16 protein-coding genes are annotated in these 16,873 nt (G+C 50.4%); 12 read left to right on the plus strand and 4 right to left on the minus strand.

Annotation, left to right across the window (positions count from 1 at the left end; translation table 11 throughout):
- Positions 1 to 95 precede the first annotated feature (95 nt).
- Together NDK47_RS00900 and NDK47_RS00905 are read left to right on the plus strand one after the other, a co-directional pair.
- Positions 96 to 1,718: a hypothetical protein gene (locus NDK47_RS00900; protein ID WP_251873031.1), complete on the plus strand. Its 1,623-nt coding sequence runs from the start codon at positions 96 to 98 to the stop codon at positions 1,716 to 1,718.
- Between the two features lie 31 nt (positions 1,719 to 1,749).
- Positions 1,750 to 3,321, plus strand: coding sequence for a cysteine desulfurase family protein (locus tag NDK47_RS00905; RefSeq protein WP_251873032.1), 1,572 nt, complete (start codon positions 1,750 to 1,752; stop codon positions 3,319 to 3,321).
- A 114-nt stretch (positions 3,322 to 3,435) separates the two neighbouring features.
- Here NDK47_RS00905 and NDK47_RS00910 read toward each other — a convergent pair whose 3' ends face one another.
- Positions 3,436 to 4,284 (minus strand): WG repeat-containing protein, encoded by an 849-nt coding sequence (locus tag NDK47_RS00910; RefSeq protein WP_251873033.1) that lies wholly within the window; start codon positions 4,282 to 4,284, stop codon positions 3,436 to 3,438.
- A 524-nt stretch (positions 4,285 to 4,808) separates the two neighbouring features.
- Here NDK47_RS00910 and NDK47_RS00915 point away from each other — a divergent pair.
- The 7 genes from NDK47_RS00915 (at position 4,809) to NDK47_RS00945 (ending at position 11,142) form a co-directional block, all read left to right on the plus strand.
- Positions 4,809 to 5,579 carry a metal ABC transporter ATP-binding protein gene (locus NDK47_RS00915; protein WP_251873034.1) on the plus strand — a complete coding sequence of 257 codons (771 nt, stop codon included), beginning with the start codon at positions 4,809 to 4,811 and terminating at the stop codon, positions 5,577 to 5,579.
- A gap of 29 nt (positions 5,580 to 5,608) precedes the next feature.
- Positions 5,609 to 6,448 (plus strand): metal ABC transporter permease, encoded by an 840-nt coding sequence (locus tag NDK47_RS00920; protein ID WP_251873035.1) that lies wholly within the window; start codon positions 5,609 to 5,611, stop codon positions 6,446 to 6,448.
- A gap of 31 nt (positions 6,449 to 6,479) precedes the next feature.
- Positions 6,480 to 6,917, plus strand: coding sequence for a Fur family transcriptional regulator (locus NDK47_RS00925; protein WP_251873036.1), 438 nt, complete (start codon positions 6,480 to 6,482; stop codon positions 6,915 to 6,917).
- A 144-nt stretch (positions 6,918 to 7,061) separates the two neighbouring features.
- On the plus strand, positions 7,062 to 7,781 hold the full coding sequence (locus NDK47_RS00930) for an SDR family NAD(P)-dependent oxidoreductase (protein WP_251873037.1): 720 nt from the start codon (positions 7,062 to 7,064) through the stop codon (positions 7,779 to 7,781).
- A gap of 128 nt (positions 7,782 to 7,909) precedes the next feature.
- A complete protein-coding gene (gene nadB, locus NDK47_RS00935; RefSeq protein WP_251873038.1) occupies positions 7,910 to 9,532 on the plus strand; it encodes an L-aspartate oxidase in 1,623 nt (540 codons plus the stop codon).
- A complete protein-coding gene (gene nadC / locus NDK47_RS00940; protein WP_251873039.1) occupies positions 9,522 to 10,367 on the plus strand; it encodes a carboxylating nicotinate-nucleotide diphosphorylase in 846 nt (281 codons plus the stop codon). The genes nadB and nadC overlap by 11 nt, the downstream gene beginning before the upstream one ends.
- 10 nt (positions 10,368 to 10,377) lie before the next feature.
- Positions 10,378 to 11,142, plus strand: a complete 765-nt coding sequence (locus NDK47_RS00945; protein ID WP_251873040.1) for a type III pantothenate kinase — start codon at positions 10,378 to 10,380, stop codon at positions 11,140 to 11,142.
- Between the two features lie 76 nt (positions 11,143 to 11,218).
- On the opposite strand, the gene NDK47_RS00950 is transcribed toward NDK47_RS00945, so the two are convergent.
- The 3 genes from NDK47_RS00950 to fmdA form a co-directional block, all read right to left on the minus strand.
- Entirely contained in the window at positions 11,219 to 11,647 is a 429-nt protein-coding gene (locus NDK47_RS00950) for a GNAT family N-acetyltransferase (RefSeq protein ID WP_251873041.1), read from the minus strand.
- 206 nt (positions 11,648 to 11,853) lie between these two features.
- Positions 11,854 to 12,195: an FmdB family zinc ribbon protein gene (locus tag NDK47_RS00955; protein WP_251873042.1), complete on the minus strand. Its 342-nt coding sequence runs from the start codon at positions 12,193 to 12,195 to the stop codon at positions 11,854 to 11,856.
- Between the two features lie 34 nt (positions 12,196 to 12,229).
- On the minus strand, positions 12,230 to 13,408 hold the full coding sequence (gene fmdA / locus NDK47_RS00960; protein ID WP_251873043.1) for a formamidase: 1,179 nt from the start codon (positions 13,406 to 13,408) through the stop codon (positions 12,230 to 12,232).
- A 544-nt stretch (positions 13,409 to 13,952) separates the two neighbouring features.
- Here fmdA and NDK47_RS00965 point away from each other — a divergent pair.
- From NDK47_RS00965 to NDK47_RS00975, 3 genes are all read left to right on the plus strand, one after another.
- Positions 13,953 to 14,537, plus strand: coding sequence for a hypothetical protein (locus NDK47_RS00965; RefSeq protein ID WP_251873044.1), 585 nt, complete (start codon positions 13,953 to 13,955; stop codon positions 14,535 to 14,537).
- A gap of 58 nt (positions 14,538 to 14,595) precedes the next feature.
- Entirely contained in the window at positions 14,596 to 15,249 is a 654-nt protein-coding gene (locus tag NDK47_RS00970) for a hypothetical protein (RefSeq protein ID WP_251873045.1), read from the plus strand.
- A 403-nt stretch (positions 15,250 to 15,652) separates the two neighbouring features.
- Positions 15,653 to 16,816: an iron-containing alcohol dehydrogenase gene (locus NDK47_RS00975; protein WP_251873046.1), complete on the plus strand. Its 1,164-nt coding sequence runs from the start codon at positions 15,653 to 15,655 to the stop codon at positions 16,814 to 16,816.
- Positions 16,817 to 16,873: the final 57 nt, after the last annotated feature.

Genomic DNA, 16,873 nt, shown 5'->3' on the forward strand with positions numbered 1-16,873 from the left:
GAAGGAGGAATCAAATCATGCCAACTGCACAATGTCTGAAAAATATTGCGGCTGAAACTCCCCCGTACAATATTCCATGCTCGGAGGCGTGGTGCTTGAAAACGTCTTATGCTCGTGGTGCGCATTGCAGTAAATTTAAAAAGGAAGAGATGATGGATCGGCCCGTTCTTACCTATGATGACACCGTCGGTGAATGTTATTGCTGCTGCTCCTGCTTTGCCCATGATACACCGATTGAGGCGACACCAGGCGAGTATGTCCAGATTCAAAATATTTTAAGTGGCGACACGATTTTGGCTGCGGGGCGCGATTTACAGTGGAAACCAACCAAAGTGAAGCAGCGCACAGGATTTCAAGAATTGCACATGGTTCCCGGTATGTATTTTGTCAATTATGTCCTCCATGGGGAAACAGAGGAGCGCCATCTTATTGTGACGCCTGATCATCTGTTTCTCATGCATGCTGACAGAACACTGAAGCGGGTACAGCATCTTATCCCTGGGGACAAACTGATGGGCAGCGATGGAAATGCGGCTGTTGTCCAGTTTGTCACGGTCGGTGAATACCTGACTGCCATTCAAAGCATTGAAATGGACGCTCCGTATACGCACGACAACAATCTTGAAGGTCATCTGCTTAACGCCAACGGAGTCGTCACAGCGGATTATGCGATTCAGGTGCAAAGTGAGACCTCCCTGATAAGCGATGAGCTTCATTATGCATTCGATGGAGCAACGGAGATCTATGATGCCGGAACTCCAGAATATCTGGCTGCTTTTCCTGTGGATGCGCTCAACGCTTTCCTGGAAGATGAAACACGCTGGCCCAAAGGCTTCCGTCCAAAAAACCGCAAGCTGATCAATATTCCGCGGCTTGCACACGGGTTCCTGAGTAAAAAGCAAGCACAGGATGTAAAGCATTACGGGGAGTTTCACCCGTACAATGTTTATGCCGGCCGCCACTCCCTGGAGTATCTCTTTAGGCTGAACCGCCTGTTATGTCCAGATGTCATCTGCTTATTGGATTGGAATAATGAAGAACCGAATGCATACGCGTGGTCGGAAAATAGCCAAAAATACATTCTTTTCACAGGTGGTTTGGCTCGGCTAAAAAATCTTTACTTTGAAGGTTTGTCGTTAATTCTGGCAACACTGCAAGCCTATCATCAAGGCAAGCATTGTGTCGGGGAAGCAGATTATCAGGCGATTGAGAATCTCCGTGATACCTGGCATGACCCGATTTTGGCGCCGCTTGTTCCCAAAGCGATCAAGCAAGTAAAAGCATTGTTTGATCTCGTTCAAGAGCAGCACGCGGAGGGGAATCCTGCCAAGGTGTGTGAACAGCCTTCGCTGGAATGCCGGATTGAAACCTACAGAGCTTCATTCAGCTTCCTTGATCTCCCGGCTTGCGCCACACCTAAAAATCCGTTCATGCGTCTGGAAAAAGCCTATGCCAACATCAAGAATACAGAGGTTACGGTTTTATTCAGTGAAGCAATCGACCCTGCGACAGTCGGTGCTATTACCAACTACCAGTTCACCCCTGAAGTAGAAGTGCTGGAGGCCGCTTTGGCAGAAGCGAATCCAAAGCAAGTGCTTCTCAAAGTGGAGGGTCTGTTGGGACAAAGCTTGTATATTTTATCCGTGAAAAATATCAAATCGATTTACGACGTACCGGTATCGGCTGGCAGTGATGCTGTGATTGTCCGCACACCGTAGGAAAGGCGACTGCTTAGGGAGGGGTTTGTTGATGAGTAACCATATAAATCATCTCCAATTATGGGAGCATCTGTGTCAGGAGCTGGGGGAACTGCTTGGGTTGGACCAGGCAGTCCCTTCAGATGTACTGCATCGTGCGCTCAAGGATGATCGATATGCGGGATATGTATGTACGTCAGCACAAAATCGGGATTTGTTGCGGGCACTAATCCAGGACCCGAAAAACCAGCCTTTTCTGCTGGCAGAAGATTTTTTTGCCGAGAAGACTCCTGAAAACAGCGAGCTGCTGGTCAATGCGCAGAAGCTGATGATGAGTTTGAAGGAATATCTGCGCCAGCGACAATGGGAGGAAATAGACGGGCGGATGGCGCGGCTTTTGACAGAGGAGGACCCTGAAGGCAAGCCATGCAAACCTTGCGCGGAGCTTCAGGTGACCAATTATCGTGAAGTCTACCTCGACCATTGTGCGACGACCTACGTTCGGCCAGAGGTGGGCAAATGGCTGAGTGAATATTACCTCAATCAATGGGGCTTCGCCAATCCCAGCAGCAACACGCTCGAAGGCAGGTACGCGAGTGATCAGATTGAGCGAGCGAGAAAGACGATTGCCGATTGTCTGTCTGTTTCAGCGGAAGGGATTATTTTTACCGGGTCCGGTTCTGAGGCGAACAATTTGGCGATCAAAGGGATTGCGATGCAGCACTGGGCAGAGAGGGGACATCTGATTACCAGTAAAGTCGAGCATTCCGCTGTTTTGCAGGTGATGAACTATCTGGAAACCCTGGGTTTCTCCGTTACATATCTGGATGTTGATAAAGAAGGCAGGGTTTCTGTGCAAGATGTCGAGAATGCGATTCGTCCCGATACGATTTTGGTTTCGATCATGGCAGCAAATAATGAAATTGGCACACTTAATCCCATTGGCGAAATCGGTCAGCTCTGCAAAGCGAGGGGTATCCCGTTTATGGTCGATGCCATTCAAGCATTTGGCCGTATCCCGCTTCATCCCGAGGAGATGGGGATTTCCTTGCTCAGCTTTTCTGGTCACAAAATGTACGCGCCAAAAGGAGTGGGCGGCCTTTATGTCGGGGAAGGAATTCCTTTGCAGCCACTGATTCATGGAGGCGGACAAGAACGGGAGCTACGGGCAGGAACAGAAAATGTCGCTTCCATCGTGGCGATGGGGAAAGCGGCGGAGTTGATGCATCGGGAAATGGAGCAGGAAACAGAGCGTTTACTTGCCCTGCGTGATCGATTCCTCACAGAGCTTGGAAAGATAGAGGACGACTTTGTCATTAACGGCTCATTAGAGTACCGCGCCCCGCATAATCTGAGTATTGGCTTTGCGCATGTAGACAGCGGCGCACTTTTGCGTAGTCTCAATCGCATCGGGATCAGCACTTCGATCAGCTCAGCCTGCCACTCCAGACGGACAAAAACATCCCATGTCCTGGAAGCCATCGGTGCCGATACCGAGAAATATGCGACCATTCGTTTTAGCTTTGGATTACAGACAAGGGAGGAAGATCTGTTGTACCTTTTCCAGTACCTCCCGCGAATTTTGGAGCTTCTACGAGAAGAAGAAATAATAAACATTGAGTAAAATAATCATATGAGTGTATAAGTTGCCCGCCCAAAGGTAACGGAGTTGTCTCCTGGAGATTTCTATGCAAAGGGATAACTCCGTTTTCGTTTTTTAAGGAAAAGGGGTTTCTTGCTAGGGCCAAATGAATCGACCGGTATGGTCGATATAGTGCCACTTCGCATTTACTTTCACCTGTGCCAGGCCATTTTGAAAGTCGTAAGCGAAATCAAACTGAGGGGGAATTATGATTTCCCCAAGCGGGTTGATAAACCCCCACTTGTCGTTGGCCTGTACGGCAGCCAATCCTTCGGAAAAGGAGTGCACCTGAGTAAAGCGTGAGGGAATCGTTCGTTTTCCCTCCTGGTCTATAAACCCCCATTTTTGTCCGACCTTTACCCCAGCCAAGCCTTCTGAAAAACCCAAAGCAGAATCGTAGACGGGCGTGATTCTCATGGTACCCTGCTTATCGATAAATCCCCATTTCCCGTTCAGCTGCACAGCCGCTAATCCCTGCCGAAAGGACTCCACAGCATGGAAGGAAGGGGGGATGACCACCTTTCCGCTTTTGTCCAAAAAACCGTATTGATTCGCTGTTTTTATAAAAGCCAGTCCTTCGGAGTAATCACCCAGGTCTTCTACATGTGAAAACGGAATATCGAAAGCCGGTACTCCGGCTTGGTTGATAAAATAGAAGGAGGAGTTGTCATAGACGGCAGCCAATCCCTCATGGAAGCTTTGTACAAATGAAAAGCGCGGGTGTATTACGACTTTGCCCTCACGATTAATATACCCCCATCCTTCTCCGCTGGGAAAACGTACAGCAGCCAGCCCCTCCGAAAAATCCAATGCATCTGTATATTGAAAATCAATTTGAACGGTTCCTTGTTTATCGATGTATCCCAGCTTCCTATCCTCATTTTCTACAATGGCGAGTCCTTCTGAAAAGGTATAACCCTGGGAAAAGGTTGGGGGGATCACCATCTGTCCATCTTGGCCAATATATCCCGTGCGTTCTTGAACCCTAACAGGGAAAAGTGCTTGAGATAAGCTAGTTGATGCATCCTGCTTGATTGGCCTGGTAAAAGCCGAATCTCCCGTCATATGATCCTCGATTCTCGACTGTCGATTTTGTGATGAGCATCCAACGAAAATGGTCAGTAGTAGCATTCCCACGGTACATGTCCGAAAAAGATTCACAACAAATCAACCTCCAGAACAGAAAAAGAAATATCATTTATCCGTACGATTATGAAATGAAAAAGGTCGTCACAAAAAATGGATTGGCTTGCTGTTGATGATCATGTCGAAATCATAAGATGCCCTGGACATTGGAGAGTAAATCCAAGGTGCAGGGTATTTTTCCCAGTAAATCTACATAACCAATTTACATCAATAAGAAGACAAGATAAAACAGAGTTTGGCTTCTTGAGATTTTTGCCGAATCATAGTACGATGAAGATTAGTAAATCAGAACTAATCCGATTTGAAGGAAGAAGGATGGCGTCATGGAACGGACACATCAAACGGATACTGTCGTGAAGCTCACCTCGGTATTCTTTCAATATGAACAGAAAACAGTGCTGGAAGACATCAATTTCTGTTTGGACCGAGGCGATTTCGTCGGGATTGTGGGACCGAATGGCTCGGGCAAATCGACGTTGATGAAGCTGCTCTTAGGGCTGCTGCCTGCGACCAAGGGGACGGTCGAGCTGTTCGGACAGCCTTTGACCAAGTTCCGCGACTGGAGTAAAATCGGCTATGTCGCCCAGCAGGTAGCGCATGGTGCGGGTGGATTTCCCGCTACAGTCAGGGAAGTAGTCGCCTCCGGGCTTGTCGGCAAGGTGGGGCTGTTCCGCCGCCTGAACGGTAAGCATCACCAGCAAGTAAAAGATGTGGTGGAGCGCGTCGGACTTACGGAAAAGCTGGATGAGCGGATCGGCAATCTGTCGGGAGGACAGCTTCAACGGGTCTTTATCGCGCGGGCATTGGTAGCGGAGCCGGAGCTGTTGATTCTCGATGAGCCGACGGTTGGTGTCGATCAGGAATCGATCGAACAATTTTACGAGCTGCTGCGCTCGCTAAAAGAGGACAGCGGCATGACGATGATGATTGTCAGCCATGATGTAGGCGTGATGACGCAGTGGGTCAACAAAGTGGCCTGCCTGCAGCGAAAGCTTCACTTCCACGGGACGGCTCATGACTTTACACATAACCACGAAAAAATCCTGCAGGATATGTACGGTGATTCCATCAAAATGCTGGCTCACCATCACTGATCTATGGAACGGAAAGAAGGAGTATAACCATGCTGGCTGACTGGTGGCAGTATGACTTTTTACGATATACGTTGTTTTCCGGCATCATTATTGGCCTAATCTGTCCCATTCTGGGGACCTTTTTGATCGTACGCCGCCTGTCGATGATGGCGGATGGCCTCTCGCATGTGACTCTTTCCGGTGTAGCGGCGGGGATGCTGTTATCCAAAAAGGTGGCGCTTTTTCAAGCCGTCAATCCGCTCTTTTTCGGCATGCTGTTTTCTGTCGTCGGCTCGCTGTTTATTGAGCGGCTGCGCAAGGTATACAAATCGTACCAGGATTTGGCAATTCCTATTATTCTCTCCACGGGACTGGGCCTGTTTACCGTTCTGATCAGTATTGCCAAGGGCTTTAATACAGACTTGTATTCGTATCTTTTCGGGAAGATCGTGACCGTGAGCAAAGATGATCTCTACGCACTGTTGGGCGTGGCCGCGGTTGTACTGGGGACGGTATTTCTGATTTACAAAGAGCTGTTTGCGGTTTCCTTTGACGAGGAGTTTGCCCGCGTCTCCGGTGTGGCTCGCCGCTCGATCAATCTGTGGTTCATGATTCTGGTGGCTCTGACAATTGCGGCATCGATGCGGATTGTCGGCGTGCTGCTGATCTCGGCGCTGATTACCCTGCCGGTAGCCGCCAGCCTGCAGATTGCCAAAAGCTTTCGGCAAACCATACTTTATGCGATTCTCTTTGCGGAAATCTCTGTGCTCAGCGGGCTTTATTTTGCCTACCTGCTGGACTGGGCTTCCGGTGGTACAATAGTCTTGGTAGCAGTGTTTATCTTGTTGCTGGTTCTGGGGATGAAAAAAATCAAAGCAGCTTTGCGCTAGCATGCGATGATGGCGGGAAGGAGCATGAACGATGAAGGTAGAAGAAGCGTTGCAGATATTGAAGGACAAGGGATATAAATATACAGGGAAACGGGAAAAGCTGATCCGCATTTGTGCGGCGGAAAAACGGTACCTGTCAGCCAAGGATATCATGGAGCGGATCAAGATCGACTACCCCAATCTCAGCTTTGACACGGTTTATCGCAACATCTCCACATTTGTAGAATTAGGCATCCTGGAAGAAACAGAGCTGGATGGAGAGGGGAAATTTAGGCTGGCCTGTTCGGCAGACGGTCATCACCATCACCATGTCATCTGTACCGAATGCGGCAAGACCTCGTCCCTCCCCGGATGTCCGATGAACATCATGTCGGCGATCCCGAAAGACTTTGAGGTAACCGGACATAAATTCGAGGTGTACGGCACCTGCTCGGATTGTGCATCAATGGGCGCAGCGTCGCACCGATAGCATTGAGCAAAGAGAAAGCCCTTCCCAGGCGAGATTTTTTTCGCTTGCAGGAGGGGCTTTTCGATTTTCTTACATTACATACATAAATATTGACAAAGTTTTAAAATAGAATATAATAAATGGAAAAAGAAGGAGGAATGCGGCGTGAAGAAATTTCTGATCTTTGGCGGAAGCAAAGGCTTGGGTGACGCATTTGTGAAAGGACTGCCGGAAGCGGGGGATCGCGTATGGATCGTCTCCAGAAGCCGTCCGGAAACCCTGGAGAGAGCGGATGGTGTGGAAAGGCTCTGGATCGAGGCGGATTTGTCCACGAATACCGCCAGCCTCACGATCGCAGATGCATTGCAGGGGGAGGATATTGACGTCTTGATCTACAATGTGGGCATCTGGGAGAGCAAGGGATTTGTGGTCGGCTATGACTTTGAACAAGACGATCCAAGTGAAATTGCAGAAATTCTGCAAGTGAATCTGACTTCGACGATCACCTGCATCCAGAAATTGCTGCCCAATCTCAAGAAAGCGAAGCACGCTAAAATCATCCTGATCGGTTCCACAGCAGGTCTGGAGAATACAGGCTTTGCCCAGGTGACGTTTGCCGCATCCAAATTTGGTTTGCGCGGGATTGCCCATTCTCTTCGGGCCTTCGTCAAAAAGTTTGGCATCAGTGTGACCTGCATCAACCCTGGCGCAATTGCCACCCAAGTTCCTTACGAAGCCGGCCCGGAGAAAGTGATTGCTGCATACCAGGGCAGCCAGATCCCGCTGCAGGATATCGTGTCATTGGTGAAATGTGTCATCCACCTATCCCCGGCGTCTTGTGTGAAAGAGATTCACATACCTGCGATGGAAAATACTCGGGCGTAACCAGGGTCTTCGGGAGCGGATCGTCCGCACTCTCGACTCGACATGTGAACTCATTTTGCTCCTTACAGGGATTTGCTATAATGGGTGGGACATGAAATAGAAATCGGCAGAGAGAAGGGACAAAGGGTATGATCCCCCGCTATATCACAGACTTTGATTTGGAAGCGTTACCCCGGCTGAAAACAGAGGTGGCTGTCATTGGTGCCGGGATTGCCGGTCTGTATACGGCCTTGCAAGCCAGCGAGCAAGCCGACGTGGTATTGATCAGCAAAAAAGGATTGGATGACAGTAATACGCGCTGGGCGCAAGGGGGGATCGCCGCCGTCACGGCCAAGTCCGACTCGCCTGCCCTGCACCGTCAGGACACACTGATTGCAGGGGCAGGCCTCTGCTCGTACGAGGCTGTCGAGGTGCTGGTCCATGAAGGGCCGGAGCGGCTGAAAGAACTGATCGCCTACGGAACCGAGTTTGATCGAGATGCCCAGGGGCGATATGAACTGACCAAGGAAGGCGCTCACAGCAAGCGCCGTATTTTGCATGCGCACGGTGATGCCACCGGAGCGGAAATCGTCCGGGCCTTGTCCGAGCGCGTGCGGGAGAAGTCCAATATCACCGTGCTGGAAAACCACTTTGTCATCGACGTTGTGACGCAGGATGGCGAATGTGTCGGCGTGATCGTCATGAAGCCGGACGGAGAGCGCTTTTTCCTGCAAGCCCATGCAACCGTGCTGGCGACAGGGGGAGCAGGCCAGCTCTACCGCTACACGACCAACCCGGAGATCGCGACTGCAGACGGGATCGCGCTCGCTTACCGGGCCGGGGCGCGGATCAAGGACGTGGAGTTTATCCAGTTTCACCCGACCGCGCTGTATTATCCGGGGGCGCCGCGCTTCCTGATTTCCGAGGCCGTTCGCGGGGAAGGCGCGATCCTGCGAAACACGAGCGGCGAGCGCTTCATGGAAAAGTACCATCCGCAAAAGGAGCTGGCTCCCCGCGACATCGTGGCCCGGGCCATCGTTTCCGAGATGGAGAGGACACATGCGGCTTACGTTTACCTCGATATTACCCATGAGTCGGAGGAGCTGATCAAGCATCGCTTTCCGACCATTTACCAATTTTGTCTCCAGTACGGCCTGGATATGGTGACGGACTGGATACCAGTCGCCCCTGCCTGCCACTATATTATGGGCGGGGTCCAGACTGATCTGAACGGGGAGACCACCACCAAGCGGCTGTTTGCCTGCGGAGAGGTCTCCTGCACCGGCGTGCATGGAGCCAACCGTCTGGCGAGCAATTCCCTGTCCGAGGCGGTCGTCTTTGGTCACCGCATCGTCAAGCGCATCGCGGAGCTTCCGCCTATGTCCGAGGTTCGTCCCCTGCAGGCGAACGAAGACAAGCGCGTACATCGGCCGGTCAACACCCGGGAGCAGAGAGTGAAGCTGCAAAAGCTGATGCTGCGCCACGTCGGTGTGAAAAGGCAGGAAAAGGGCTTGCGCAAAGCACTGGAAGAGCTGGAGCGCATGCAGCGGTTTTACAGCTATGAGCTTCAGGAGATGGAGTCTTTTGAATTTCTCAATTTGCTCAATACGGCAGTATTGACGACACGGGCGGCGCTTTTGCGGGAGGAGAGCCGCGGCGGGCATTACCGCATTGATTTTCCGAACAAAGACGATTTGATTTGGCGCAAGCATATTATTCAGTCAATAGACGAGGGCGTACGTGAGGAGAGTGACCGATACGATGTGGAATAAGCGGGAGCTGCAACGAAAAATTGAAGAATGGCTGCACGAGGATATTGGCTTCGGAGACGTGACGACGATGAGCACCATCCCGGAGACCGAAGAGGGCGTGGGGATTCTCTACGCGAAGGAAGCGGGGATTATCGCCGGTCTTCCGGTGGCAGAAGAAGTATTTGCGACCGTCGATCCGTCCCTTTCGTTTACCCGCCGAGTAGCAGAAGGAGCCAAAGTGGAAAAAGGCGATCAGATTGCGGAAGTGAGCGGTTCGGTTCGCTCGATTCTGAGCGGGGAGCGGCTGGCGCTCAATCTGCTGCAGCGCCTCTCCGGGATTGCAACCCGGACCCACGAATACGCAGCTGCGGTGGCGGGCACCAAAGCACGGGTGGTCGACACGCGCAAAACCACGCCCGGCCTGCGGATGCTGGAGAAATACGCAGTGCGGATCGGCGGCGGGCACAATCACCGCTATGCGCTTTACGATGCCGTGATGATCAAAGACAATCACATCAAGGGAGCAGGCGGAATCGCCCAAGCGGTCGCGGCAGCTCGTGCAGCGATCCCGCACACGATGAAAATCGAGGTCGAGGCCGAATCGCATGAGCAGGTGCAGGAGGCGCTGGATGCCGGTGCCGATATCATCATGCTGGACAATATGTCTCTGGCAATGATGACAGAGGCAGTGGCGTTGATCGGTGGACGCGCGGTCGTAGAAGCCTCCGGCGGCGTCACACTGGAGACCATCAGCGGGATTGCACAGACGGGCGTAGACGTGATCTCAGTCGGTGCGCTGACCCATTCGGTGAAAGCGCTGGATATCAGTCTTGATTTGAATACCCGGAAGCGATAGGAGAAGTCTGATGCTGCTGGTGATGGATATTGGAAACTCCAACATGGTGCTGGGTCTGTATGAGGGGGAAACGCTGCGGCATCATTGGCGCGTAGCGACGGACCGGAACAAGACGGAGGATGAGTACGGCATGCTCGTCCGAAATCTCTTCGACAGCGTGGGCTTGTCGCTTGGAGAGGTGGAAGGGATCAGTATCTCCTCTGTTGTGCCGCCGATTAACCTGACGATTGAACGGATGTGCGAAAAATACATCAGGCAGAAGCCTTTGGTGGTCGGTCCCGGCGTCAAGACCGGTCTGAACATCAAATGCGAGTATCCGCGCGAGGTCGGCTCTGACCGGATCGTCAATGCGGTCGCCGCCATCCACGAGTACGGAACGCCGCTAATCGTCGTGGACTTCGGTACGGCCACAACCTTTTGTTACGTGGACGAGCGAGGGCAGTACTGGGGAGGGGCGATTGCTCCCGGCATCGGAATTTCGACGGAAGCTCTGGTCAACCGGGCGGACAAGCTGCCGCGCATTGAAATCGCGAAGCCGCCATCCGTGGTAGGACGCAATACGATTTCCGCGATGCAATCCGGGATCTTCTACGGCTTCGTCGGCCAGGTAGAAGGCATCGTGCGCCGGATCAAGACAGAGAATGGCACCGACCCGATCGTGGTGGCAACAGGCGGACTGGCTCCGCTGATCGGATACGAGGCAGAGTGTATCGACGTGGTGGATCAAGGGCTGACGCTCAAGGGTTTGCGGTTGATCTACGAACGGAATCAGTAACGGGAGAGAAAAGAAAGTCAGAGCTGCTATTCTGCGATGTTCCGGCTTTTTTTGTCGGGGGAGCGGGTGCATTACACTAGTGATGCGGCGGCTTTTTGTAATAGAAGAGTTCCGGGTCACCGGGATCAAGCGCGTCGATCATTCCACAGGGTGTGTATCCCGCAGTGAGCAAGAGCCTCTGCATCCGCTTGTTTGTCAGATTCGTGGAGACAAACAGCTTTTCGGTCGGGCAGATCGACTCCAGATAGGTGAGCAGGGCACGGCCGATCCCTTGTTTTTGGTTGCGGGGGTCGACCATCAGAAGAACGACCAGGCTTTGCCCGAAAAAGGACTGGTTCATAACGGCATAAGCACATACCTGATGGCCTTGGGTAACCACATGGCATTCTCCCTGAGCAATCCATCTGTGAAGGTTGGCTGATCGGGAGGTGCTTCCCAGGAGCATGGCGTCCAGACGGCAGATAGCGTGGACGTCTTGGACAAGGGCTGGCCTGATGGAAATCATTTGTATTCACCACTCCAATCCCGGCGTATTTGATAATGTACAATACCAAACCGGCAGAGGCAGGTAAAGAGAAAGTTGTTTTCCTGCAAAAGAAATTCACGATTTGCAAATTTTAGGGATTGCAAATAGAGAAATATCCCCTCTGACCAATCGATGGAGAGGGGACTATCTGCGAGAGATAGATTTTTTGGGCTAAGCTAAGTGGATTAATGTCCGACCTGCCAAGGCCGATGAGGGGCATGGGGACGGCTGGAGGCCCGGCCTGCGTGACTGTGGCTATGCGAACGGCAGGCGTCCCCGTGGGAAGGCTGAGCTGCCCGCCCCTCCCCGGTGGCCCCACTGGTCTCTTTCTTCACGACTTTGGGAACGGAGCTCTGTTCCACGCGGGTCCGGAGCGCTTTGGATGAAGTAATCAGACCCACAGGTGAGTAGACCCGCACGGCCGGTTTTTGACACTCGGGGCAATGACTGAGGTCTCCTGCATGAGCCATGCTGCGGTAGAGGTCAAAGACTCCGCAGGTTTCACAAGTGAACTGGTAGGTAGGCATAGCTGTATCCTCTCCTAACATGTAATGCGGCATGTTATCTCGGTGTGATGTCACGATCAAAGATGGCCGTCGGAATTGCAAGCGTACAGCAGGCATTGGGGATGTCGACAATGCCGCCGATCCGTCCCTCGACAGGGGCCGTAGAGAGCAGCATGTAGGCCTGCTCGCCTGTGTAGCCTAACGTTTTCAGATATTCGATCGCATTCAGGCAGGCGCGGCGATACGCGAGATGAGCATCGAGGTAGTGCTGTTTGCCTGTAAATTCGTCGACGGAAATGCCTTCAAAGACAAGGAATTCCGAATAGCGCGGCTCCACTGGACCGGGTTTGAAGACAGGATTGTCGATGATACCGTATTTGGCCATGCCGCCTTTGATGATATCGACATGAAGATCGATAAAGCCGGCCATTTCGATGCCGCCGCAGAAGGAAATCTCGCCGTCTCCCTGTGAAAAGTGAATGTCTCCCATCGACAGCTTCGCCCCTTTGACGAAGACGGGGAAATAGATGCGGGAGCCTTTGGAGAGGTTTTTGATGTCGCAGTTTCCGCCGTTTTCCCGAGGAGGAACAGTTCGCGCACCTTCTGCCGCCACCCGTTCATATTCGGCGCCTGTCAAAGATCCGAGAACCGTGCTGTTTGGATCGGGCATGGCGGCCAGCTCAGGCACCCGGTTGGGGTCAGTGGCATACAACTCCCGTTCCCGTCTGTTCCAGGTGGACAGCAAATCATGGGACGGCGCGACACCGATCAGCCCCGGGTGGGTAATTCCGGCAAATCTGACCCCGGGGATGTGGCGGGAGGTGGTAAAGATCCCGTGGATATCCCAAATCGACTTGGCTGCTTCGGGGTAGTGTTCGGTGAGGAAACCGCCTCCGTTTTCACGGGCAAAAATGCCGTTGAAGCCCCACTCCGCTCCTTGCAGCGGCCCGATATCGAGAATGTCAACCACAAGCAAATCGCCCGGTTCCGCGCCGTTTACCCAAAACGGTCCGCTCAGGACATGGACACGCTTGAGATTCACATCGCGGATATCGCTCGGGTCGTCATTGTTTTGCACCTGTCCATCTGTCCAGTCTTTGCATTCCACGCGAAAAACCGACCCTGGATTGACCGCAGCCACAGCCGGAATATCCGGGTGCCACCGGTTGTGACCAGGCAGCTCCTGCTCCTCCATCGGTTTGGTCAGATCCACTTTGAACAGCACTTCAGGCATTCCTGCATCCCCCTTTATCTCATCATGTTGATTCTGCTCCACTGCCCTCCTTTGTAAGTCCTTATGCTCAGAGTGGGGGATTTAATCCTGTTTCTGCTTCTTTTAGAGGGGAAAAGGAACATCGGATTTACACCGATTAACCTGACGATTAAACGGATGTGCGAGACATATATCAAGAAGCCTGTAGACGTGGTGGATCAGGGGCTTGCGGTTGATTTACGAATGGAATAAGTAATGAGAGAGAAAAAAGGCAGAACAGCTTATTGGCGATGCTACAGATTGAATATTTAGTTTATTCGGTATATTATGTAAATAAATCACTTTTATTAAAAAATATTGTAAAATTTACAAGGTATGGTATTATTGCCAAAGAGGTTTTGTAACTCATGCTTTAAGATTTTTGCAGCCAGTTACGTCATCTGATTTTCCTTATTTATTACCAAATGGTAGCTTGATCAGGGTGGTTACTTAAGTCTGGCATATAACTACTATCAATTCGCACTTAATAGGTATACCTTATAAAAATTAGGAGCAGGTGATTTTAATGGAAAATAGGAAGAAGTTCAACTTTAAATTACTAATATTTTTATCTCTTTTACTTTTGCTAATATCCTGTCAGAGTAATAACGTAAGTAGTAATTCAACAGTTATAGACATTGAAAAATTCAACAAGAAATACCTCGGTATAAAAACTAATTTTACATTAGATGGCTATATTGAAATAACTGAAGATTGGGCTATTACCAATCTTGTCCCTACATTTACGGACAGTTCAGAATTAGACCACAGCTTTTTTGAAGGCAACAACAAGACCTTGGTATATAAAAATGAGAGCAAAGGAATTGTTGTTATGGTGGGGCTTTCACCGGGAATAGAAGAAAAATTTCAATGGAAAAATGCATTATATTATTCACCAAATTTTTACAATGCGATAAATGAGGATAGCGGTATTACAAAAGGATATAGTGAAATTTATCCAAATACCACTGTGGGTATCTATAATTTTTCCGGAAAAGAGCTAAATGTAAGCATTGTATTGATTGGCGATAACTCCAAAGTTTCAAATAAACAAATAATAAACTCTGAATTTTTACCTGAATTTATTAAATATATCGAAAATAACATTTAATTGGTTTTATAGCTAAAAGCTATGAAATAAATACTTACTAATTGTGGGAGGAATAAGAATGATGAAGAGAAAAAAGATGGTTCCTATCTTGGCATTAACAATGGCGTTAGTTGCATCAAATGTTTATTCAATTACACATGCTGCTGGGAATTTTACAACCTATACTAATGCGAGTGAAGATGAACACAGTGACAGGGAAGTAGGATCTTACAGTCAGGAATTTTCACATGAAATTCAACCCTTAGATACAGGTATATCCTATTATAGGGATGGCTATGTAAAAGGTTCTGGCTATACGGAGTACTATAAAGACGATAAAAGATTCTATTCACTTCATAAGGAATATGTTACGGTTGCTCCTGGTGTTGAAGTGAAGGCGCAATATACGCGAAATGTATCAGAAACCGTAGATAGTAAACACAGTTTTAAAGGTGACGTGGAGTTTCCAATCAGTTTGGTGAAAACCGAACTTGGATATCAATATACTAAGAGTACCACTCATGAGATTAAAAAAGGGCAGGCAGTAGATGCCACATTCAAACAACCGGGAGAATACTTGGTGGTAGTTTGGGCGGTTGGTGAAGTATATGAAGTTTATGCTGACTGGCGGGCAAAGGTATATCCAAACAAAGATACAATTGTTCGAGATAGATATATTGGATCGATTACTGTCCCAACTAATTACCAACATACAGAAGTGATTAAGCAGTAATACGCAAACTATGGTCCGTATAAATATCCAAATAAAAAAAAGATCTTCGTGAAAACTCACGAAAGATCAAATCGTGTCATAAAAGAAACTAAAAACATAGGCCGGTGGATGTTCCAGCATCTCCGGTCTGTAATATTATATTATAGACGTTTCATAAAAGAACGTCTATTTTTTTTGCTGGGATTGATCTAAGTGATAGTCTGTACCACGTAGCTAGCAAATCATGAGAGGGTGCAACGCTGATCCCCTACGTTTTTACCAGTTGAACAAAGAAGAAGGGAGATACCCCTCGTGACTTTACTTGTCATGTGATATACAATATTTCGAATTTTATGTGGAAGGCAATCTCCCCGGCTTGTATCATGGTATCAAAACATGTAGGAGAAACGGGGAGGAAAAGATCGTGATTTCATACAGCTATTATTGTTCTACACGTATCGAAATGGGAGTAGGCAAGGCTCTTCAGTTGCCCGAATACCTGCGTTCCATGCAAGCAGGCTCGTCCATCTTGCTGGTCAGTGACCCGGGCGTGATTCGGGCAGGACTGGTCGAACCGATCCAGAATGCTCTGGTGGAAGCAGGATATACCGTAACGCTCTTCTCGTCCCTCAGTCAAAATCCACGCGATACGGAATGCCTGGCAGGAGCAGCCCAATTCCGCGAGGCTGGCGCCGAGATGGTGGTAGCCATCGGAGGAGGAAGTGCCATGGACACGGGAAAAACAATCGCGCTGTGCGGGCCCAATGGCGGCATGCCAGCCGATTACGCAGACGGACAATTGCCCTATCAGAACATAGCCCCGATCATCTGTGTGCCTACGACAGCCGGTACGGGATCGGAAGTCACCCGCTCTGCTGTCATTACGGAGTCGTCTACACATAGAAAAATGACGCTGAAGCACGCCAGTCTTCGCCCCGTGCTGGCAGTGCTTGACCCCGCCCTGACCTACAGTGTGCCGCCTGCTGTCACGGCTGCTACCGGTGTTGACGCTTTGGTGCATGCCATCGAGGGGTATACCTGCAAGGTGACGAATCCGATTTCGCAAGCACTTGGGGCAAAAGCGATGCAAACCATAGTCTCTGCGCTGCCCGCTGCCTACGCGGATGGACAAAACGAAGCGGCACGCTACTCCATGCTGGGGGGCAGCATGCTGGCCGGTCTTTGCTTCGGCTCTGCGGATGTGGCGGCTGTGCATTGTCTCGCAGAGGCACTCGGCGGTCTTTACGACACTCCGCACGGCGTAGCCAATTCGGTCTTTTTACCTCATGTGCTTCGGTTCAATGCTGCTGAAAATAAGCCTATGCACGCCACTCTTTCGCGGACGATGGGGTTTGCCAGGGACTCGGATACCGACGAGCTGGCGGTGGCAAAGCTGATCGAGGGAATCGCAGACTTTACGAAAGGTCTGGGCATCCCTGCACTGAGCGATTTGCCGGGTGTACGCGAAGAGGATTTTCCGCGGATCGTGGAGCTGGCGGTGGCAAACGGCTCTACACCAAGTAATGTCAGGGCGATCACGGCTACTGATTACCTGCGTATTCTGGAGGAGGCGTATCGGTCCCGCTAAAGCTGTTTTCGCTGGGAACAGATAGCGGATCAGACCAAGCAGCCGGAAAAAGAGGAA

The sequence above is a fragment of the Brevibacillus ruminantium genome (assembly GCF_023746555.1).
Classification (GTDB): domain Bacteria; phylum Bacillota; class Bacilli; order Brevibacillales; family Brevibacillaceae; genus Brevibacillus; species Brevibacillus ruminantium.